15 protein-coding genes are annotated in these 18,306 nt (G+C 64.2%); 8 read left to right on the top strand and 7 right to left on the bottom strand.

Annotated features, from left to right (window positions below; genetic code table 11):
- Positions 1 to 179 precede the first annotated feature (179 nt).
- Both ACNFCH_RS18390 and ACNFCH_RS18385 read right to left on the bottom strand, forming a co-directional pair.
- On the bottom strand, positions 180 to 1,223 hold the full coding sequence (locus ACNFCH_RS18390) for an LLM class flavin-dependent oxidoreductase (protein WP_337158459.1): 1,044 nt from the start codon (positions 1,221 to 1,223) through the stop codon (positions 180 to 182).
- A gap of 93 nt (positions 1,224 to 1,316) precedes the next feature.
- The gene (locus ACNFCH_RS18385; RefSeq protein ID WP_070094061.1) at positions 1,317 to 1,802 is read right to left on the bottom strand and encodes a flavin reductase family protein; all 486 of its coding nucleotides are present in this window, start codon (positions 1,800 to 1,802) and stop codon (positions 1,317 to 1,319) included.
- 318 nt (positions 1,803 to 2,120) lie between these two features.
- Here ACNFCH_RS18385 and ACNFCH_RS18380 point away from each other — a divergent pair, with 318 nt between their 5' ends.
- A complete protein-coding gene (locus tag ACNFCH_RS18380; protein WP_337158458.1) occupies positions 2,121 to 3,527 on the top strand; it encodes a purine-cytosine permease family protein in 1,407 nt (468 codons plus the stop codon).
- Between the two features lie 122 nt (positions 3,528 to 3,649).
- On the opposite strand, the gene ACNFCH_RS18375 is transcribed toward ACNFCH_RS18380, so the two are convergent.
- The gene (locus tag ACNFCH_RS18375) at positions 3,650 to 5,233 is read right to left on the bottom strand and encodes a methyl-accepting chemotaxis protein (RefSeq protein ID WP_416743266.1); all 1,584 of its coding nucleotides are present in this window, start codon (positions 5,231 to 5,233) and stop codon (positions 3,650 to 3,652) included.
- A 245-nt stretch (positions 5,234 to 5,478) separates the two neighbouring features.
- The gene (locus ACNFCH_RS18370) at positions 5,479 to 6,681 is read right to left on the bottom strand and encodes an NAD(P)/FAD-dependent oxidoreductase (RefSeq protein ID WP_416743264.1); all 1,203 of its coding nucleotides are present in this window, start codon (positions 6,679 to 6,681) and stop codon (positions 5,479 to 5,481) included.
- 268 nt (positions 6,682 to 6,949) lie between these two features.
- Here ACNFCH_RS18370 and ACNFCH_RS18365 point away from each other — a divergent pair, with 268 nt between their 5' ends.
- Positions 6,950 to 7,492: an RrF2 family transcriptional regulator gene (locus ACNFCH_RS18365; protein ID WP_416743263.1), complete on the top strand. Its 543-nt coding sequence runs from the start codon at positions 6,950 to 6,952 to the stop codon at positions 7,490 to 7,492.
- Positions 7,493 to 7,554: 62 nt separating this feature from the next.
- Positions 7,555 to 8,331 carry a trans-aconitate 2-methyltransferase gene (gene tam, locus ACNFCH_RS18360; RefSeq protein ID WP_416743262.1) on the top strand — a complete coding sequence of 259 codons (777 nt, stop codon included), beginning with the start codon at positions 7,555 to 7,557 and terminating at the stop codon, positions 8,329 to 8,331.
- Here tam and ACNFCH_RS18355 read toward each other — a convergent pair.
- Positions 8,321 to 8,692 (bottom strand): DUF2784 domain-containing protein, encoded by a 372-nt coding sequence (locus ACNFCH_RS18355; RefSeq protein WP_337158453.1) that lies wholly within the window; start codon positions 8,690 to 8,692, stop codon positions 8,321 to 8,323. The genes tam and ACNFCH_RS18355 overlap by 11 nt on opposite strands.
- 188 nt (positions 8,693 to 8,880) lie before the next feature.
- Positions 8,881 to 9,750 carry a LysR substrate-binding domain-containing protein gene (locus ACNFCH_RS18350; protein WP_070094055.1) on the bottom strand — a complete coding sequence of 290 codons (870 nt, stop codon included), beginning with the start codon at positions 9,748 to 9,750 and terminating at the stop codon, positions 8,881 to 8,883.
- 267 nt (positions 9,751 to 10,017) lie between these two features.
- Here ACNFCH_RS18350 and ACNFCH_RS18345 point away from each other — a divergent pair, with 267 nt between their 5' ends.
- The 5 genes from ACNFCH_RS18345 to ACNFCH_RS18325 all read left to right on the top strand — a co-directional run bounded on the left by ACNFCH_RS18345 (position 10,018) and on the right by ACNFCH_RS18325 (position 16,147).
- Positions 10,018 to 11,334, top strand: a complete 1,317-nt coding sequence (locus ACNFCH_RS18345; protein WP_337158452.1) for an MFS transporter — start codon at positions 10,018 to 10,020, stop codon at positions 11,332 to 11,334.
- Between the two features lie 14 nt (positions 11,335 to 11,348).
- Positions 11,349 to 12,740 carry an FAD-dependent oxidoreductase gene (locus ACNFCH_RS18340; RefSeq protein WP_337158451.1) on the top strand — a complete coding sequence of 464 codons (1,392 nt, stop codon included), beginning with the start codon at positions 11,349 to 11,351 and terminating at the stop codon, positions 12,738 to 12,740.
- A gap of 125 nt (positions 12,741 to 12,865) precedes the next feature.
- On the top strand, positions 12,866 to 13,576 hold the full coding sequence (locus ACNFCH_RS18335) for a YebC/PmpR family DNA-binding transcriptional regulator (RefSeq protein ID WP_337158450.1): 711 nt from the start codon (positions 12,866 to 12,868) through the stop codon (positions 13,574 to 13,576).
- Positions 13,577 to 13,661: 85 nt separating this feature from the next.
- Positions 13,662 to 14,606, top strand: a complete 945-nt coding sequence (locus ACNFCH_RS18330) for a LysR family transcriptional regulator (protein ID WP_337158449.1) — start codon at positions 13,662 to 13,664, stop codon at positions 14,604 to 14,606.
- Between the two features lie 128 nt (positions 14,607 to 14,734).
- On the top strand, positions 14,735 to 16,147 hold the full coding sequence (locus ACNFCH_RS18325) for a DOPA decarboxylase (RefSeq protein ID WP_337158448.1): 1,413 nt from the start codon (positions 14,735 to 14,737) through the stop codon (positions 16,145 to 16,147).
- A 563-nt stretch (positions 16,148 to 16,710) separates the two neighbouring features.
- Here ACNFCH_RS18325 and ACNFCH_RS18320 read toward each other — a convergent pair.
- The gene (locus ACNFCH_RS18320) at positions 16,711 to 18,084 is read right to left on the bottom strand and encodes an MFS transporter (protein WP_416743261.1); all 1,374 of its coding nucleotides are present in this window, start codon (positions 18,082 to 18,084) and stop codon (positions 16,711 to 16,713) included.
- Positions 18,085 to 18,306 lie beyond the last annotated feature (222 nt).

Below are 18,306 nucleotides of genomic sequence, written 5' to 3'. Positions count from 1 at the left end.
CGTGCACAAGAACGCCGGTTTGTAGATGTGTTTGCTCGCACGAACATCATCCATCAAACCGGCGTTCTTGTTTCTGTCTTTCCCGGGATTCCGTGAAGAACCAAAAAAAAGCCCGCTCCTGCGGGCCACAAGGTCCGCGGGAGCGGGCCGGACCCGCAAAAATTTCAGGTAATGGGAATTCAGGCGAACGCGGGCACCACTTCCTTGATGAACAGCTCCAGCGACTTCTTCTTCTCGGCATGGGGCAGGCTGTTGTCGCACCAGAAACTGAACTCGTCGACGCCAAGCGACTGGTAGTACTTGATGCGCGTGATGATTTCCTCGGGCGTGCCGATCATGGTGTTCTTGCGGATGTTCTCCAGGGCGAACGCCGGCACTTCGGCGAACTTCGACTCAGGGCTGGGCTCCAGGAAACCGTTGACCGGGGTGGTCTTGTTGCCGAACCAGGCGTCGAAGGTGCGGTAGAAGCGCGAGATGGCCTGGGCGCCGATTTTCCAGCCCTCGGGCTCGGAGGGGCTGTGCACGTGGGTGTGGCGCAGCACCATCAGTTGTGGGCGAGGCACCTCGGGGTTGTTGTCCAGGGCAGCCTGGAACTTGTTCTTCAGGTCCAGCACTTCTTCGTCACCCTTCATCAAAGGGGTGACCATGACGTTGCAGCCGTTCTTGACCGCGAAGTTGTGCGAATCCGGGTCGCGGGCCGCGATCCAAATCGGTGGCATGCCTTGCTGTACTGGCTTGGGCACGCTGGTGGAGGTCGGGAACTTGTAGACCTCACCGTCATGGGCGTAGTCGCCTTCCCACAGCTTGCGAATCGCCGGGACCATTTCACGCAGGGCCTTGCCGCCGTCGGTGGCTGGCATGCCGCCGGCCATACGGTCGAACTCGAACTGGTAGGCGCCACGGGCCAGGCCCACTTCCATGCGGCCATTGCTGATCACATCGAGCAGGGCGCATTCGCCGGCCACGCGGATGGGGTTCCAGAACGGCGCGATGATGGTGCCGGCGCCTAGGCGGATGGTCTCGGTGCGCGCAGCCAGGTAGGCCAGCAGCGGCATGGGGCTTGGCGAGATGGTGTACTCCATGGCGTGGTGTTCGCCGATCCACACGGTGCTGAAACCGCCGCGCTCGGCCATCAGGGTCAGTTCGGTGAGGTCTTCGAACAGCTGGCGGTGGCTGACCTGTTCATCCCAACGTTCCATGTGCACGAACAACGAAAATTTCATGGGGCTTTCCTCGAAGCTTGGAAGTGTCGCCTGTCGGGGCAGGCGTCAGGAGTCTCGACGCACGCCTGGGCATCCGTCATATAAAGGGTGACCTCAGGCGAAGGCTGGCAGGCTGGCCATCTTGCCGCGGCAGTAGACCATCGGCCGTGGCGCCTCTTCTGGGACGATGAGGTTATGCACCTTGCCGACCATGATCGCGTGGTCGCCGCCTTCGTATTCCCGCCACAGCTCGCACTCGATGATCGCCGTGGCATTGGCCAGCAGCGGGTTGCCCAGCTCGCTCAGGCGCCACTCGATACCGGCGGCCTTGTCCTTGCCTTTCTTGGCGAAGGCATAGGCTTCGGCCTGTTGCTCGCCGGACAGCAGATGAATGGCAAAGCGCTTCTGCTTGATCAGGACAGGGTAGGAGTCGGAACTGTAGTTGGGGCAGAACAGCACCAGCGGCGGGTCCATGGACAAGGACGAAAAAGCGCTGGCGGTAAGGCCGACGATCGAGCCGTCGTCGTCCAGGGTGGTGATGACCGTGACGCCGGACGGGAAGGAGCCCAGGACGTTCTTGTAGACGGTTGCGTCGATCATGGCGTGTTCCTCGGGGTAGGGCAGCGGTGGTCCGCATTTTTATCGTTGATGTGTCTGATGGTATACCGTAATACCTGGAATGCAAGTGGAATTTTCACGTGCCGCACGCATGCGATGAACGGTACAAGCCCCGTAATCATTGGTGTTGGTCGGGAAAGACATGCGCCTAGATGGGGCGCAAAGCGGATCAGATGCGCTGAAAAAGCGCAGTGCAGTGTTGTCAAAAGCTTGGAATACCATAATATGGTGCGCAGCTGAGAGGCCGCCCTCGAGCGGTTTCCTACAAAGATAAAAAACGACCCTTTCGAGCTGAAAACCATGTCCCAATCGTCATCGCAGCACCAGTTTGTCGAAAATCACACGGTCGATTACGTTCCACCTGCCGAGCGCCATGGGAAGGCGCGCGACCTGTTCACCCTCTGGTTCAGCACCAACATTGCACCGTTGCCCATCGTGACCGGCGCCATGGTGGTCCAGGTGTTTCACCTGAACTTGCTGTGGGGCCTGGTCGCCATCGTGCTGGGTCATTTGCTGGGCGGTGTCGTCATCGCCCTGGCCTCTGCGCAGGGACCGCAGCTGGGCATTCCGCAGATGGTCCAGAGCCGTGGCCAGTTCGGCCGTTACGGCGCGCTGCTGATCGTGTTCTTCACAGCGTTGATCTATGTCGGGTTCTTCATTTCCAACATCGTCCTGGCGGGCAAGTCGATCCACGGCATCGCCCCGAGCGTGCCGATGCCTACGGCGATCGTCATCGGTGCCCTGAGCGCCACGGCCATCGGCGTGATCGGCTATCGCTTCATCCATACCCTCAATCGCATCGGCACCTGGGTCATGGGCTCGGCGCTGTTGGCGGGCTTTGTCATGATGTTCAGCCAGACGCTGCCGGTGGACTTCTTCAGCCGTGGCGCATTCAACCTCTCAGGTTTCGTCGCCACGGTCTCGCTGGGGGTGATCTGGCAGATCAGCTTCTCGCCGTACACCTCCGACTACTCGCGCTACCTGCCACGTGAAGTGGGCATCGCCCGGCCGTTCTGGGCGACCTACTTCGGCGCCACCCTGGGCACCATTTTGTGCTTCAGCTTCGGTGCGGTGGCGGTGCTGTGCGTGCCGGAAGGGACCGACGCCATGGCCGCTGTCGAGCAAGCCACCGGCTGGCTGGGCCCGGTGCTGATGGTGCTGTTCCTGTGCAACATCATCAGTCACAACGCCCTTAACCTGTATGGTGCGGTGCTGTCGATCGTCACCGCCATCCAGACGTTCGCCGCCCAATGGACGCCCAGCGTCAAGGTGCGCGTGGTGCTGGCTTCGGTGATCCTGGTGGCATGCGGGATGGTTGCGCTCAACGCCTCGGCGGACTTCATCGGCCAGTTCATCGGCCTGATCCTGGCGCTGCTGCTGGTGCTGGTGCCGTGGGCGTCGATCAACCTGATCGACTTCTACCTGATCAAGCAGGGGCAATACGACATCGCCTCGATCTTCAGCGCCGATGGCGGCATCTATGGGCGCTTCAACCACCATGCGATCGTCGCCTACGCCTGCGGCATCCTGGTGCAGTTGCCGTTCGCCAATACGTCGCTGTATGTCGGGCCGTACTCGAACCTGGTGGAAGGGGCGGACCTGTCGTGGCTGTTCGGCCTGCTGGTGACCTGCCCGCTGTACTACTGCCTGGCGACCCGGGGCAAGTCCCCGGCCAAGGTGGGCCGGGCGGTGAGTGTCAATGACTGACAGCGCGGCACAGGCCCGCTTTAACGGGCCTGTCCGTGGCGTCTACTTCGCGGGTAAACCCGCACACAGGTTCTGTGTTGCTCTGAAACCTATCGCTGTGCCTGTGGGGGCGGCTCCTAGGCTCAGATCTTGAACTGCGCCACCATCGCGTTCAGGTCTATCGCCAGCCGGGACAGATCCTGCGCCGCCGCGCTGGTCTGGTTGGCGCCCGCCGAGGTCTGCATGGCCAGGTCGCGGATGTTGACCAGGTTGCGATCCACCTCGCGGGCCACCTGGGCCTGCTGCTCCGAGGCACTGGCGATCACCAGGTTGCGCTGGTTGATCGAGGTGATGGCCTCGGCGATCACTTCCAGGGCCTGGCCTGCTGACTGAGCCACCTCCAGCGTGCCGTTGGCGCGACCTTGGCTGGTGTGCATCGCTGTCACTGCGCGTTCGGTGCCGGACTGAATACCCGTGATCATCTGCTCGATTTCCGCCGTCGACTGTTGGGTACGGTGGGCCAGGGCGCGCACTTCATCGGCGACCACCGCAAACCCACGCCCGGCCTCGCCGGCCCGGGCCGCTTCGATGGCAGCGTTGAGTGCCAACAGGTTGGTTTGCCCGGCGATCGAACCGATCACATCCAGCACGCGGCTGATCTCGTTGGCATTGCTGGCTAACTGCTCGATTTCCCCCGAGGTATCGGTGACGTCGTTGACCAGGTGCTGGATCGACGCCAGGGCCTGGTTGACCTGGTCGCGGCCATCGCGGGTGGTCTGGTCGGCGCCTTTGGACGCGTCGGCGGTGCTCACGGCGTTGTTGGCGACTTCTTCGACGGCGGCGGTCATCTGGTTGACTGCGGTGGCGGCCTGGTCGATTTCCGCGCTTTGTTGATGCAGGCCACGGCTGGTGTCCTCGGTGACGGTGTGCAGCTCTTCGGAGGCCGAGGCCAGCTGGTCGGAGGAGGCGGCGATCTTGCGGATGGTGTCGCGCAGGCTCTGTTGCATGCGGCTCAGCGCGCGCAGCAGCAGGGCGGGTTCGTCACGACCGATCACCTGGATATCCTGGGTCAAATCACCGGTGGCCACGCGCTCGGCCACGGCCACGGCGTCGGCCAGGGGCAGGACGATGCTGCGGGTGAGCAGGGTGGCGATGGCGATCAGCGCCACAAGAATCATCGCCAGGGCAACGACGATCAGCGAGAAGGCCTCGTCGAACACTGCGCTGCTGCGTTGGGACGCTTGCTCGGCACCCTTGGCGTTGTATTCGATGATCGCCGCCAGGGCTTTCATCATGCTGTCGGCGTATTCGGCCAGGGGGCCGTTGATCAACCGGCGGGCCTCGTCGAGCTGTTCGGCGGCCACTGCATCGCGGATGGATTTCTGCAGACCGTGGTAGCGCTCGCTCATTTGCAAGAAGGTGTTGAACAGGGCGCGGTCGTCATCGGCGATGATGGTGCGCTCATAGGCGTCGAGGTCGCCTTGCAGCCCCTGGTTGACTTGGGTGATTTTCTCCAGGGTGGCCTTGCGGGCCGAGGGCTGCTCTTCCAGGGCGCTGCGCAGGGTCAGGGCGCGTGCTCGGCCCAGGGCGCTGCTGACATCGCCCAGGGAAATGATCGCCGGCATCCAGGTGACGCGGATTTCATCGGTGGCACGGTCCATTTCCCGGGTCTCAAAGAGGGAGACCAGCCCCATGACCAAGACCAGAACGCCCAACAGGACGAACATGCTGGCTGCCCGTATGCCGATTTTCAGGTTGCGTAGTTGCATTGAAATGCTCCATCACTTTGGCAGCGACCAGAGCGCAAGACGGCAGGGGAAGATCAGGCGCTGGGTACACTGCGGATTGGGTTAAGTCCTTACCATTCATATTGTTTTTTGCTGAATGATGGCACAGTGCCACTATTGTTGGACAGCCGATCAAATTAAAGTCCAAAAAAAGAGGCCGCGATGCGGCCTCTTGTAGATAAAGGTCAAACGATGGGAATCAGCGGGTCGGCCGCAGCCAGGGCCACAGCCCGATCAGCCGCCGGCGGGTAGATCCACACCGAGTTGATCTGGCGCTTGAGGTCCTTGCCTTCCTGGCCTTTGTACTTGAGCTTGCGCTCCCAGCCCTCGCTGAACGTTGCACCCCAGCCACCCAGGTCAAGGCAGGTCACGTACACCGGCTGGCGGTAGACCACCGGTGTCACGCCCAACAGGTCGGCGGCCGCATTGTTGCCGCTGTGGCGACCCATGGGGATGGCGTGTTGGCAGGTCATCAGGGCGTGATTGCCCGACTCGTCCACCGCCGCCCAGGCCACATCGCCGGTGGCATAGATATGTGCCTGGCCGATCACCTTGAGGTGGTCATCCACCCGCAGGCGGCCAAAGCCGTCACGTTCGCCGGGCACCTGTGCCGTCAGCGGGCTGGCCTTGACGCCCACGGTCCAGATCACGGTCTTGCTGGCGATGTACTCGCCGTTGTCCAGCGTCACACCGCCTGCATCGACCGCCACCACCGAGCGCCCCGTCAGCCACTGCACGCCGGCCTGTTCGCAGGCCTCGACGATCGAGGGCGTGATACCCGCGCCCAACGCTGCGCCAACGCTGGCGCCGCGATCGACCACCAGCACACGCAAGGCGGCGTCGTCACCGAGGATGGCGCGCAGGCGCGCCGGCATTTCAGTCGCCGTCTCGATGCCAGTGAAGCCGCCGCCGCACACCACCACGGTATTGCGGGCCGGGGAGGCCGGCTGCGCGGCCAGGCCGAGCAGATGCTGCTCCAGGCGCATGGCCGATTCCATCTGGTCGACATCGAAGGCGTGCTCGGCCAGGCCCGGGACCGCTGGGCGGGCCACCTGGCTGCCGGCGGCGAGCACCAGGCGGTCGTAGGCGATATGCCGCAGTTGGCCGTCGGCATCGGTGTAGCCGACGGCACGGCCTTGCACATCGATGGTCTGGGCGTACCCCTTGATGAAGGTGACACCCACGCTCTCGAACAGCGCGCCCAGCTCAGCCTTCATGCTGTGCACGTCGCTTTCGTAGAAGCGCGGGCGGATGCGCAGCTCCGCCTGGGGGGCCAGCACAGTGATGCTGATGTCGCCACGCTGGGCCTGATCGAGCAGGCGGGCGGCGCTCAGGGCGCTCCAGACACCGGCAAAGCCGGCACCGATGATCAAGATATGTGGGTTCATGAAGGTGCTCCAAGAGGGTTCGCAAGGGGTTGGAAGAGCCTTCGGCGAAGATCTGCGCTGCCGCCGAATAACTACGACTTTATTGGTCGTAGATTTGATCGGCAAGGTTTTTTTGTGTGCTGTGCTGCGCGTGCTGCCTAGAATTTGGCTTAAACCTGCGTTTTAAAAGGCTTTTCGGCGATCGAGTGTTAGACGGACGGTATCGCCCAGCTTTGCTCGTCGACCAAGAAGGGCGTAATATTTGCGACAATATTGGTCGGAGATTGACATGTCCCTTTACAGTGCCGGCGTCGAGTACGGCATCCATTGTCTGCTGTTTCTGGTGGATGAGCGTGGTGACAGCCGCGAATCCAGCGTCCGCGACCTGGCCGAATTGCAAGGTGTGCCCCAGGAGTACCTGGCCAAGGTGTTCACCAAGCTCGCCCGTGCCGGGCTTGTGGTTGCAACAGAAGGCGTGCGCGGCGGCTTTCGCCTGGCGCGGCCGTCCGATGAGATCACGGTGCTGGACATCGTTCGTGCCATCGATGGGCAGAAGAAAATCTTCGATTGCCGCGAGATCCGCGAACGCTGCACCCTCTTCGAGGGCTCGCCTCCTAGCTGGGCCACCGAGGGCACCTGCGCCATTCATGCGGTGATGCTGGGCGCGCAAAAGCGCATGGAGGAGGCCTTGGCTCAGCAGACCATCCTGGACCTGGCCCGGCGTTTCGGGCGCAAGGCACCGGCGCAGTTCGGCCAGCAGGTCAATGACTGGATGAACGAAAGACGCGAAGGTAAGGGCGGTGCCGGTGACATCCCACTGACCGAGGTCTAGTCCGACGACAAAGGCCCGGATGGCTTATGCTTCTGGCATCGAGCCTGCCGCAGGAGCCCGTCATGGCCTGGTCCGCTACCCAATATTCGTTGTTCGAAGATGAGCGCACCCGCGCCGTGCGCGACCTGCTGGTCGCAGTGCCACCGCGTCCAGTGCGTCATGCCACCGACCTGGGCTGTGGGCCGGGCAATTCCACCGAAGTGCTGCGCGGTCAGCATCCCGATGCCATGGTGGTGGCGCTGGACAGCGATCCGGACATGATCGACAAGGCGCGCCAGCGTCGTCGCCTGTGCGTGCCGCAGGTGCGTTGTGAAATCGGCGACATCGCCAGCTGGTCGGCCCCCGAGCCCCAGGACCTGATTCTCGCCAATGCCTCGCTGCAATGGGTGCCCGACCATGGCACGCTCTATCCGCATCTGGTTCGTCAGCTCACCGAGGGTGGGAGCCTCGCCGTGCAGACCCCTGACAACCTCGACGAACCCGCCCATCGACAGTTACGCGAGATCGCCAACCAAGGCCCGTGGGCCGAGCAGTTCGCCGATTTCTCACTGCCGCCCCGGCACAACGCAGCGTTCTACTACGACGTGCTCAGCCCGCTGTGCAGCCGCGTGGATGTGTGGCGCACCACCTACCATCATCCGCTGGTGGGCGGGGCAGAGGCTGTGGTCGAGTGGTTCAAGGGCTCAGCCTTGCGTCCCTACCTGGCGCGCCTGGACGCGCAGCAGCAAAGCGATTTTTTGCAGTTGTACCTGCAAGCGATGCAGCGCGATTATCCGCCATCGAGTGACGGCAAGGTGTTGCTGGCGTTTCCGCGGTTGTTCGTGGTCGCTACTCGTTAGGGCGACGCCAGCGCCAGATCACGTAGCTGTACACGCCGAGGTTGAGCAACAGCACGAACAGCCCCAGCAGCGTCTGGATCTGCTGTGTCAAGCCGGCGGGGTAGATCAGCGGCCAGATGTAGTGCTCGACGAAGCCGCCCTGGTAGCCGGCTTGACCCGCTGCAGCGCGCATGCGGTTTTCCCAGCCGGTCAATGGGCAGGCCAGGTGCAGGCCTTCCACCGCCAGGCCCCAGGCCAGGGCCGGCAGGTGGATGAACAGGGCAGGGCGCCACTTGACGACCAGCAGGCCGCCGAACAGCACCAGCAGGATGAACCCCAGGTGCAGGAGGACCAAGGCGTCGGCGCCAAGGCGGTACAGCATGCGGTGTGTCCTTGGGCAACTACGTCTCTTGAGCATATGTCATCGGGCGACGCTGACGGCTAACGTCTTGTGCTGCCTGCCCCGGCCTGTTCGCGGGTGAACCCGCTCCCACAGGGATTGCGCAACTCTTGAGCGCGGCGCAATCCCTGTGGCAGTGGGTTTACCTGTGAAAAGGTCAGCGCGATTGCTCAGCGCTCGTCCTGCACCATCTGCAGGAAGGTCGCCACGACTCGCCGAGTCCGCTGCTCGCTCAAGCACACCAAGGTCTCGGTCAGGTGGCGTTGGCAATCGAGGATTGGCAAGGCGCACACCCGTGCATCGGCACCGAACTCGGCCGCCGAGACCACGCCCACGCCGATCCCCACCACCACCGCTTCGCGGGCCGCCTCACGGCCCTCCACCTGGATCGCCGAGCGCATGCGCAGGCCGGCGCGCTGCATTTCTTCCTCGAGGGTCTGGCGGGTTACCGAGCCGGGCTCACGCAGCACCAACGGGGTGTCGTCCAGGTCGGCGAGGTGGATCGCGCCACGGCTTGCCCACGGGTGGTTGTGGGAGACGAACGCAACCATCGGGTCGCGGCGCATGGGCACGCAGAACAAGCGTTCGTCATCCACATCGCGGCCAAGCAGCGCCAAGTCGGCCTGATAGCTGAACAGCCGGGCCAGGGACTCGTCGGTGTTGCCGGTCTCGATCTTCACCTGGATGCCCGGGTAGCGCTGGCAGAACTTGGCGATCTGCGGCAGCACGTGCACCGGGGCATCCACGGCCAGCACCAGGCTGCCGGTGTGCAGGGCGCGGGAGTCCTGCAGCAATTCCACCGCCTCGGTCTCGCAGGCGAACAAACGCTGGGTGATACCCAGCAGGCGTTCGCCCAGGTCGGTCAGTTGCACCGAGCGCTTGTTGCGGTGGAACAGCAACACGCCATAGCGCTCTTCGAGCTTGCGCACCTGGTCGGAGACCGCTGGCTGGGTCAGAAACAGTTTTTCGGCGGCGCGGGTGAAGCTGCCGTGCTGGGCGACGGCGTGAAAGGCCTTCAGTTGAGCGTGGGAGACCGACATGACGCACTCCGTTACAAGCTGAGCTTATGTGTGAAATACGATAAATCGATTTTATTTATCAGTCACCAACTGGTTCCATGTCTGACAGTCCGACGGTGCTTCTGCCGCAAGCAGTCACCGGGGACCATGGTATCCAGCCGGTCGTGTCCGACCTGCGGTGCCATCTGACCAGTGACGGTCCTCCTCGTCATGCAGTGCGCAACACAACAACAAAACAGGCGTTTTTTCACATTCTGCCGGCACACTTGAGCAAGAGGTCAGAGTCAAATGAATCAATCCCTAGCGGCCATGAAGCGCTGGCGCGTCCAGATCTTCGCAATCACCTGGCTGGCCTACGCCGCCTTCTACTTCACTCGCAAAGCCTTCTCGGTCGCCAAGCTTGGCATCGGCGAAGATCCCACCTTCATGCTCGACAAGGCCGCCATGGCCAACCTCGACGGTATCTACCTGGCTGCCTATGCCGTGGGCCAGTTCACCTGGGGCATGCTCGCCGACCGCTTCGGGCCGCGCGTGGTGGTGCTTGGCGGCTTGCTGATTTCCGCGGCTGCCGCCGTGGTGATGGGCAGCTATGCGACCTTCCCGATCTTCGCCACCTGCATGCTGATCCAGGGCCTGGCGCAGTCCACCGGCTGGGCGGGGCTGTGCAAGAACATCGGCAGTTTCTTCCCCGCCGTGCAGCGTGGGCGGGTGCTGGGCTTGTGGAGTTCCTGCTACGCCTTCGGCGGCCTGGTGGCCTCGCCGTTCGCTGGCTGGTGGGCCTATACGCTGATCGGCAGCTGGCACGCGGCATTCTTCTCCAGTGCCGCGGTGGTGGCGGGCGTGGCCGTGCTGTTCTTCATCTTCCAGCGCAACAAGCCTGAGGATGTCGGCCTGCCGGCGGTGGAACCCGAGCCGCAAAGCATGGCGCCAGGCTCGAGCCTGGGCAGCGTATGGGAGCCGCTGAAGGAGATCCTGCGTAACCGCACCGTGCTGACCCTGGGCCTGGCCTACTTCATGCTCAAGCCTGCGCGCTACGCCATCTTGCTGTGGGGGCCGGTGATCGTCTTCGAACAGATGCCCTCGGTAGGCAAGGTCGGCGCGGCCATCATCCCGACCGCCTTCGAACTGGCCGGCCTGCTCGGGCCGATCATCATCGGCCTGGCCTCGGACAAGCTGTTCGGCGCACGCCGTATGCCGGCCTGTGTGATCAGCCTGGTGCTGCTGACGGTCGCCCTCGCGGCATTCATGGGCGCCATGCACACCGGCAGCGTGGTGTTGGTGGTCGGCTTGCTGTTCGTCATGGGCCTGACCTTGTACGGGCCGGACTCGATGATCAGCGGCGCGGCTGCCATCGACTTCGGGACCGCCAAATCCGGCGCCACCGCCGCAGGCTTCGTCAACGGCTGCGGCTCGGTGGGCGCGGTACTGGGCGGCTTGCTGCCGGGGTACTTCGACAGCGTCACGGTGTTCATCATCTTTGCGTGCACTGCGCTGTTCTCGGCCCTGGTGCTGCTGCCGCACTGGAACAGCCGCCCGGCCACCGTTGCCCAGGCCAACGACGTGGCGCCCAACACTGCAATGGCAATCAAGCCGGCGCGCACCTAAAAGGAAAGCGACCCATGAGACCCTTCTGGCTGCAACAGGCCCTGGACACGGAAAACGAGGCGGTGTGCCCGCCGCTGATGGGCGATGCACGCTGCGACGTGTGCATCGTCGGCGGTGGCTACACCGGATTGTGGACGGCGCTGATGCTCAAGGAGCAGGCGCCCGAACTGGATGTGATGCTGATCGAGGCGGACATCTGCGGTGCCGGGGCCAGCGGCCGGAACGGGGGATGCGCGTTGTCGTGGTCGGCCAAGTACTTCACCCTCGAACGCTTGTTCGGGGCAGAGGAGGCGGTGCGCCTGGTGCGCGAGTCGGAGCGCAGCATCAGCGCCATCGGCGAGTTCTGCGCGGCCAACGGCATCCAGTGCGACTACCGTCTGGATGGCACCTTGTACACCGCGACCAACCACGCCCAGGTCGGCGGCACCGATGCGGTGATCGCGGCCCTGGAGCAAAAAGGGATCAATTCGTTCCAGCGCCTGCCGCTGGAGCAGGTACAACGCCTGGCAGGCTCGGACCGCCACCTGGAGGGCTGGTATTCACCGGCCGCCGCCACGGTGCAGCCGGGCCGCCTGGTGCGCGGCCTGCGCCGAGTCGCACTGCAACGTGGCGTGCGCATCCACGAAGGCACCGCCATGACCGGGCTGGAGCACGGCACGCCGGCCCAGGTGCGTACGGCGCGTGGCACCATTCGTGCCGATCGCGTGGTACTCGGCCTCAATGCCTGGATGGCGCGGGCCTTCCCGCAGTTCGAGCGCAGCGTGGCGATCGTCTCCAGCGACATGGTCATCACCGAGCCGTGCCCCGAACTGCTGCGCGAGATCGGCCTGGTCAGTGGCGTTAGCGTCCTCGACTCGCGGATCTTCGTGCACTACTACCACAACACCAGCGATGGCCGGCTGATGCTGGGCAAGGGCGGCAACACATTCGCCTATGGCGGGCGCATGCTGCCGGTGTTCGACCAGCCTTCGCCTTACCAGCCCCTGCTGCGTGAAAGCCTGGGCGATTTCTTCCCGGCGTTGGCCGACGTGCCCTTGGCGGCCAGCTGGAACGGGCCGTCGGATCGCTCGGTGACCGGCTTGCCGTTCTTCGGCCGGTTGGACGGGCAGGGCAATGTGTTCTACGGCTTTGGCTACTCAGGCAGTGGTGTCGGGCCGTGCCACATGGGCGGGCAGATTCTGTCCTCGCTGGCCTTGGGTCAGGACAACCCCTGGACACGCTCGCCGCTGGTCAAGGGGCCGCTGGGCTACTTCCCGCCAGAGCCGATTCGCTACCTGGGCTCGCTGATGGTGCGCAATGCCATTCGCCGCAAGGAGCGCGCCGAGGACCGCGGTGTACGGCCACGGCGGCTGGACGTGCGCCTGGCGAAGTTCGCCGCGGCGGCGGGCAAGGCTGACAAAGCCTGATAGCAGGGGGCTGCGCAGCGGCCCCTGTGCGATTTCTTGTCGATCAAGCAAGCGAGGGCGTATAAACTGCTCCCACTTTTGGCCGGTCGCTTCCTGAACCGGCCGCTGAAACAAAGAGAGTCGACATGGGCGCACAGTGGAAAGCCAAGCATAAAGAAGCCGCAGCCAACGCCAAAGGCAAGATCATGGGCAAGCTGGCCAAGGAAATTCAGATCGCCGCCAAATCCGGCGCCGATCCGGACATGAACCCCCGCCTGCGCCTGGCCGTGGAGCAGGCCAAGAAGGCTTCGATGACCCGTGAGACCCTGGAACGCGCCATTCGCAAGGGCGCGGGCCTGGACGGCGATTCGGTGCAGTACCACGCCGTGACCTATGAAGGCTTCGCCCCTCATCAGGTCCCGCTGATCGTCGAGTGCCTGACCGACAACATCAATCGCACGGTCGCTGAAATCCGCGTTGCCTTCCGCAAGGGCCAGCTCGGCTCCAGCGGCTCGGTGGCCTGGGACTTCAACCACGTCGGCCTGATCGAAGCCACCCCGAATGGCGATGCCGACCCTGAGCTGGCCGCCATCGAATCCGGCGCCCAGGACTTCGAGGACGGCGAGGAAGAGGGTTCGACCCTGTTCATCACCGACACCACCGACCTGGACGCGGTCCAGAAGTCGCTGCCGGAGCACGGCTTCACCGTGACCTCGGCCAAGATCGGTTACACGCCGAAGAACCCCATCAGCGCTGCCAGCCTGAGCGCCGAGGCCCTGGCCGAGGTCGAGGCGTTCCTGGAGGCGATCGACAACCACGATGACGTGCAGAACGTCTACGTCGGCCTGACTGACTGATCAGCGGGGCCCCCATCGCAGGACACGTCGGCAGCCCGGCGTGCCCTGTGATCGAGGGCACGGCCCTCGCCGGAGTCACCCATCGATGCACCCCACCTTCGCCTCCCTGAGCCTCGCTCACCTGCGTACCCTCGACTGCCTCCTGCAGTTGAAGAACCTCAGTCACGCCGCCGAACGTCTCGGCACCAGCCAGTCGGCCTTGAGCCGGCAACTGGCGCATCTGCGTGAAGCCTTCGATGATCCGCTGCTGGTCCGCCAAGGGCGCGGCTATGTGCTCAGCGAGCACGCCGAGTCGCTGGTCGAGCCGCTGCGTCAGGTGCTGGAGGAGCTGGCTGCTCTGCGCCAACCTGCTGCTTTCGACCCGGCACGCTGTGAGCGACGTTTCTGCCTCGCCGCTTCGGACTACGTGGCCGAACACATGCTGCCGCTGTTGGTCAGCGCACTGGAGCGCGAGGCCCCGGGTGTGTCCCTGGAGTACCGCACCTGGCAGGCAGGCCAGTACGCTTTGCTGGCCAGTGGTGAGATCGACCTGGCCACCACCTTGTTCGATGAGTCCCCGCCCAACCTGCACGGCCGGCTACTGGGCGAAGACCGCGCGGTGTGCCTGATGCGCGACGATCATCCACTGACCGCCCACGCCCAGGTGAGCCAGGATGACTACCTGGCGTTCAAGCATGTGCGCATTTCCGGCGGCGGTGACAAGGACAGCTTCATCGACCGCCACTTGCGTGCCCAGGGGCTGCAGCGGCGGATCAGCCTGCAAGTGCCGTTCTTCTCCGCTACGGTGCAGGTGATCGGCAACGGTCAGGCGCTGGCGACCGTACCCGAGCACATCGCCCGCCAGCTGTGCCGCTTGCACCGCCTGGCATGGCGGCCCCTGGGCTTCATCGAGCATACCCAGCGCTACTGGGTGGTCTGGCACCAACGTCTGCAGGCCTCGGCCGAGCACCGCTGGCTGCGGAACCGGGTCTTCGAGCTGTGGCGTCAGTCGCAATTCGGCGTGCAGGGCGGGCATGCGCCTTCGCCATAGCAACTATGCGCGAAGCGGGGTTCTTCGCAGCGTCTCGCACATCTAGACTCTGCCTCCTATGGCGCCAGCCTTTCGCGGGTCCCTCCCGAAAGGACCAACGCCCGTCCGCTGCCCCAAGGAGATTGCGCGTGAACCCGGAAGACTTTCGCCAGTACGGCCACCAACTGATCGATCTGATCGCCGACTACCGCCAAAGCGTCGCCGAGCGACCGGTCATGGCCCAGGTCGAGCCTGGCTACCTCAAGGCCGCCTTGCCCACCGAGGCGCCGCAGCAAGGTGAGCCGTTCGAAGCGATCCTCGCCGACGTCGACAAGCTGCTGATGCCGGGTTTGTCGCATTGGCAACACCCCAATTTCTACGGTTACTTCCCCTCCAACGGCACCCTGTCCTCGGTGCTGGGTGATTTTCTCAGCACTGGGCTGGGGGTGCTGGGCCTGTCGTGGCAATCGAGCCCGGCACTGAGCGAGCTCGAAGAGACCACCCTGGACTGGCTGCGCCAGTTGCTCGGCCTGTCGGCGCAGTGGAGCGGGGTGATCCAGGACACCGCCTCGACCAGCACCCTGGTGGCATTGATCTGCGCCCGTGAGCGCGCCACCGACTATGCCTTGGTGCGCGGCGGCCTGCAGGCCCAGGACAAGCCGTTGGTGGTCTATGTCAGCGCCCACGCCCACAGCTCGGTGGACAAGGCTGCGCTGCTGGCCGGCTTTGGCCGTGAGAACATCCGCCTGATCCCCACCGACGAACGTTTCGCCATGCGCCCTGAGGCCTTGCAGGCGGCCATCGAGCAGGACCTGGCGGCTGGTAACCAGCCTTGCGCGGTGGTCGCCACCACCGGCACCACGGCCACCACCGCCCTCGACCCGCTGGCCGCGATCGGCGCGATCACCCAGGCGCACCAGCTGTGGTTGCACGTCGACTCGGCCATGGCTGGCTCGGCGATGATCCTGCCCGAGTGCCGCTGGATGTGGGACGGCATCGAGCTGGCCGACTCGGTGGTGGTCAATGCCCACAAGTGGCTGGGCGTGGCGTTCGACTGCTCGATCTACTACGTGCGTGACCCGCAACACCTGATCCGGGTGATGAGTACCAACCCCAGCTACCTACAATCGGCGGTCGATGGCGAGGTGAAGAACCTGCGCGACTGGGGCATCCCTCTAGGCCGGCGTTTCCGCGCGCTGAAGCTGTGGTTCATGCTGCGCAGCGAAGGCGTCGAGGCCCTGCAACAGCGCCTGCGCCGCGACCTGGACAACGCCCGCTGGCTGGCCGAGCAGATTGAGGCCGCGCCGCAGTGGCAGGTGTTGGCGCCGGTGCAACTGCAGACGCTGTGCATTCGCCACTGTCCGGAAGGGTTGCAGGGTGAGGCGCTGGACGCCCATACCCGGGCTTGGGCGGACCGGCTCAATGGCTCTGGGGATGCCTACGTGACTCCGGCGACCCTGGAGGGACGCTGGATGGTGCGGGTGTCGGTCGGTGCGCTGCCGACCGAGCGAGTGCATGTGGAGCAACTGTGGGCGAAGCTCCAGGCTGTCGTCACCGGCTGACAGTGGCTAGCAATGGGCGCTGTGGGGCACTGTCCTCTCAGCCCTGTGCAGCTAAACCCGCTTCCACCGGGGCAAACTCGGACCAAGCGGGAGCAACTGTTTGATGTTGCCTGGGCCGGCCTATTCGCGGGTAAACCCGCTCCCACAGGTTTAGCGGTGCTCTTTGGCGCTGCGCTGGCTCTGCAGGGGCAGGTTCAGCGATGCCTTTCGGATCGACGCGAGCGCTGTGCGGGTTTAGCGGTGCTCTTTGGCGCTGCGCTGGCTCTGCGGGGGCAGGTTAAGCGATGTCTTTCGGATCGACGCGAGCGCTGTGCGGGTTTAGCGGTGCTCTTTGGCGCTGCGCTGGCTCTGCGGGGGCAGGTTCAGCGATGCCTTTCGGATCGACGCGGGCGCTGTGGGAGCGGGTTTACCCGCGAACACCGGCGCAGCCGGTGCCATTCACCGAGGCGTTTGCTTCGCGGGTAAACCCGCCCCCACAGGTTTAGCGGTGTTCTTTGGTGCTGCGCTGGCTCTGCGGGAGCGCAGCGGGTGCCAGGCTCCGCATCGTCTGTGACGTGCCGTTATCAGCGGCTCACCGCCTGAAAGCTGCTCTTGCGGCTGGCTTCATAGGCGCCTTTGTCCATGGGGCTGGCTTGCGGGTTGCCCAGGTCTTCCATGGCCAGACGGTGGGTTTCCGGCGCGATGTAGGCAGCGAGGGCGCACAGGCAGGTGATGAAGAACGCCAGGCTGCCGACTACCAGTGGGATGTTGTCCGAGCCGGGTGGGGCGACGGTGGCGAACAGCGCGGGCAGCATGGCGGTGAGCATGGTGCCGACGTTCTGCGCGATGGCCATGGCCGAGACGCGGTAGCGGGTGTGGAACAGCTCCGGGTAGAAGCTTGGGAACACCGCGTTGTATCCCTGGTAGACCATGCCCCACATGAGGATCGACACGCCAAAGGCCAGCGGCACGTTCTGGATGCTGATCGCATACAGGTAGGCGAAGGCCAGCAGGCCCGAGCCCAGGCAGCCGGCGATCATGGTCGGGCGACGGCCGATCTTGTCCGAAAGGTTGCCGACGAACGGGATCACCAGCACCGCGACGATATTGCCCACCACTGGAATCCACAGGTACACGCTTTTGTCGAAGCCGATGCCATACGCCGGCTGCACCGCGTAGGCCGCGCCGAAGATGGTCGCCACCACCGGAATCACGTTCATCAGCGCCATGAAGGCCACCAGCACCATGCACTTCCAGCTGTGGCGGAAGGCTTCGCTGATCGGCGACTTGGCGACTTTGTCCTGTTTCTCCTCCTGCACGAAGGCCGGGGTCTCGTGGACTTCCTTGCGGATGAAATAGCCAGCCACCAGCACCAGCGCACTCATCAGGAACGGAATGCGCCAGCCCCATTCATTGAAGGCCTCGCTGGGCATGAAGTAGGCCAATGGCAAGAACACCGCCGCCGCCATCACCTGGCCGGCCTGCACGCCTTGCAGGGTGTAGCTGGCGTAGTAGCCGCGCCGGCCGAACGGGGCGTGCTCCATGATCATCGAGCTGGCGCCGGAGATCTCGCCGGCCACCGCAAAGCCCTGGACCAGGCGCAGTACCACCAGCAGGGCCGGGGCCAGTAGGCCGATGTCGTGGTAAGTCGGCAGCAGGCCGACGGCCATGGTCGACAGGCCCATCAGGAACATGCACAGCAACAGAACGTTCTTGCGCCCGCGGGTATCACCCCAGTGGCCGAGTACGAAGGCGCCTAACGGGCGGGCCAGGTAGCCGACGCCGTAGGTCGCCAGCGAGGCGATGATGGCCATTTTCGGGTCGGTTGAAGGGAAGAAGATCTGCGGGAAGATCAGCGCCGCAGCCTGGGCATAGATAAAGAAGTCGTAGTACTCGAGTGCCGAGCCGATCCACCCGCTGGCGGTCGCTTTCTTGGCTTGGGAGTTGGAGTGAGCCATCGTTTTCTCCGGTGTTCTTGTAGGTCAGCGGGAGGCTGTTCAGGAGTGATCAGTCGGTGACTGATGCCGATGGGACGAACAAGCAGGTGCGGCTCGCAAGGCGATGGAAATGAGCATAGGTCGGTACCCGGTTATTGAATTTATTATGCCGTGACGCTGGGCCTGTCAGCACGGCGCCCGCTGAACGTGGGCAGGGGGCCGTTGCTGGGATTCATGGTTGTC

It is taken from the genome of Pseudomonas sp. NY15354 (assembly GCF_048068075.1).
In the GTDB taxonomy this organism is placed as follows: Bacteria; Pseudomonadota; Gammaproteobacteria; order Pseudomonadales; family Pseudomonadaceae; genus Aquipseudomonas; species Aquipseudomonas guariconensis_C.
Note: the sequence above shows the minus strand (reverse complement) of the source record. Positions and strands in the feature narration are given on the sequence as shown.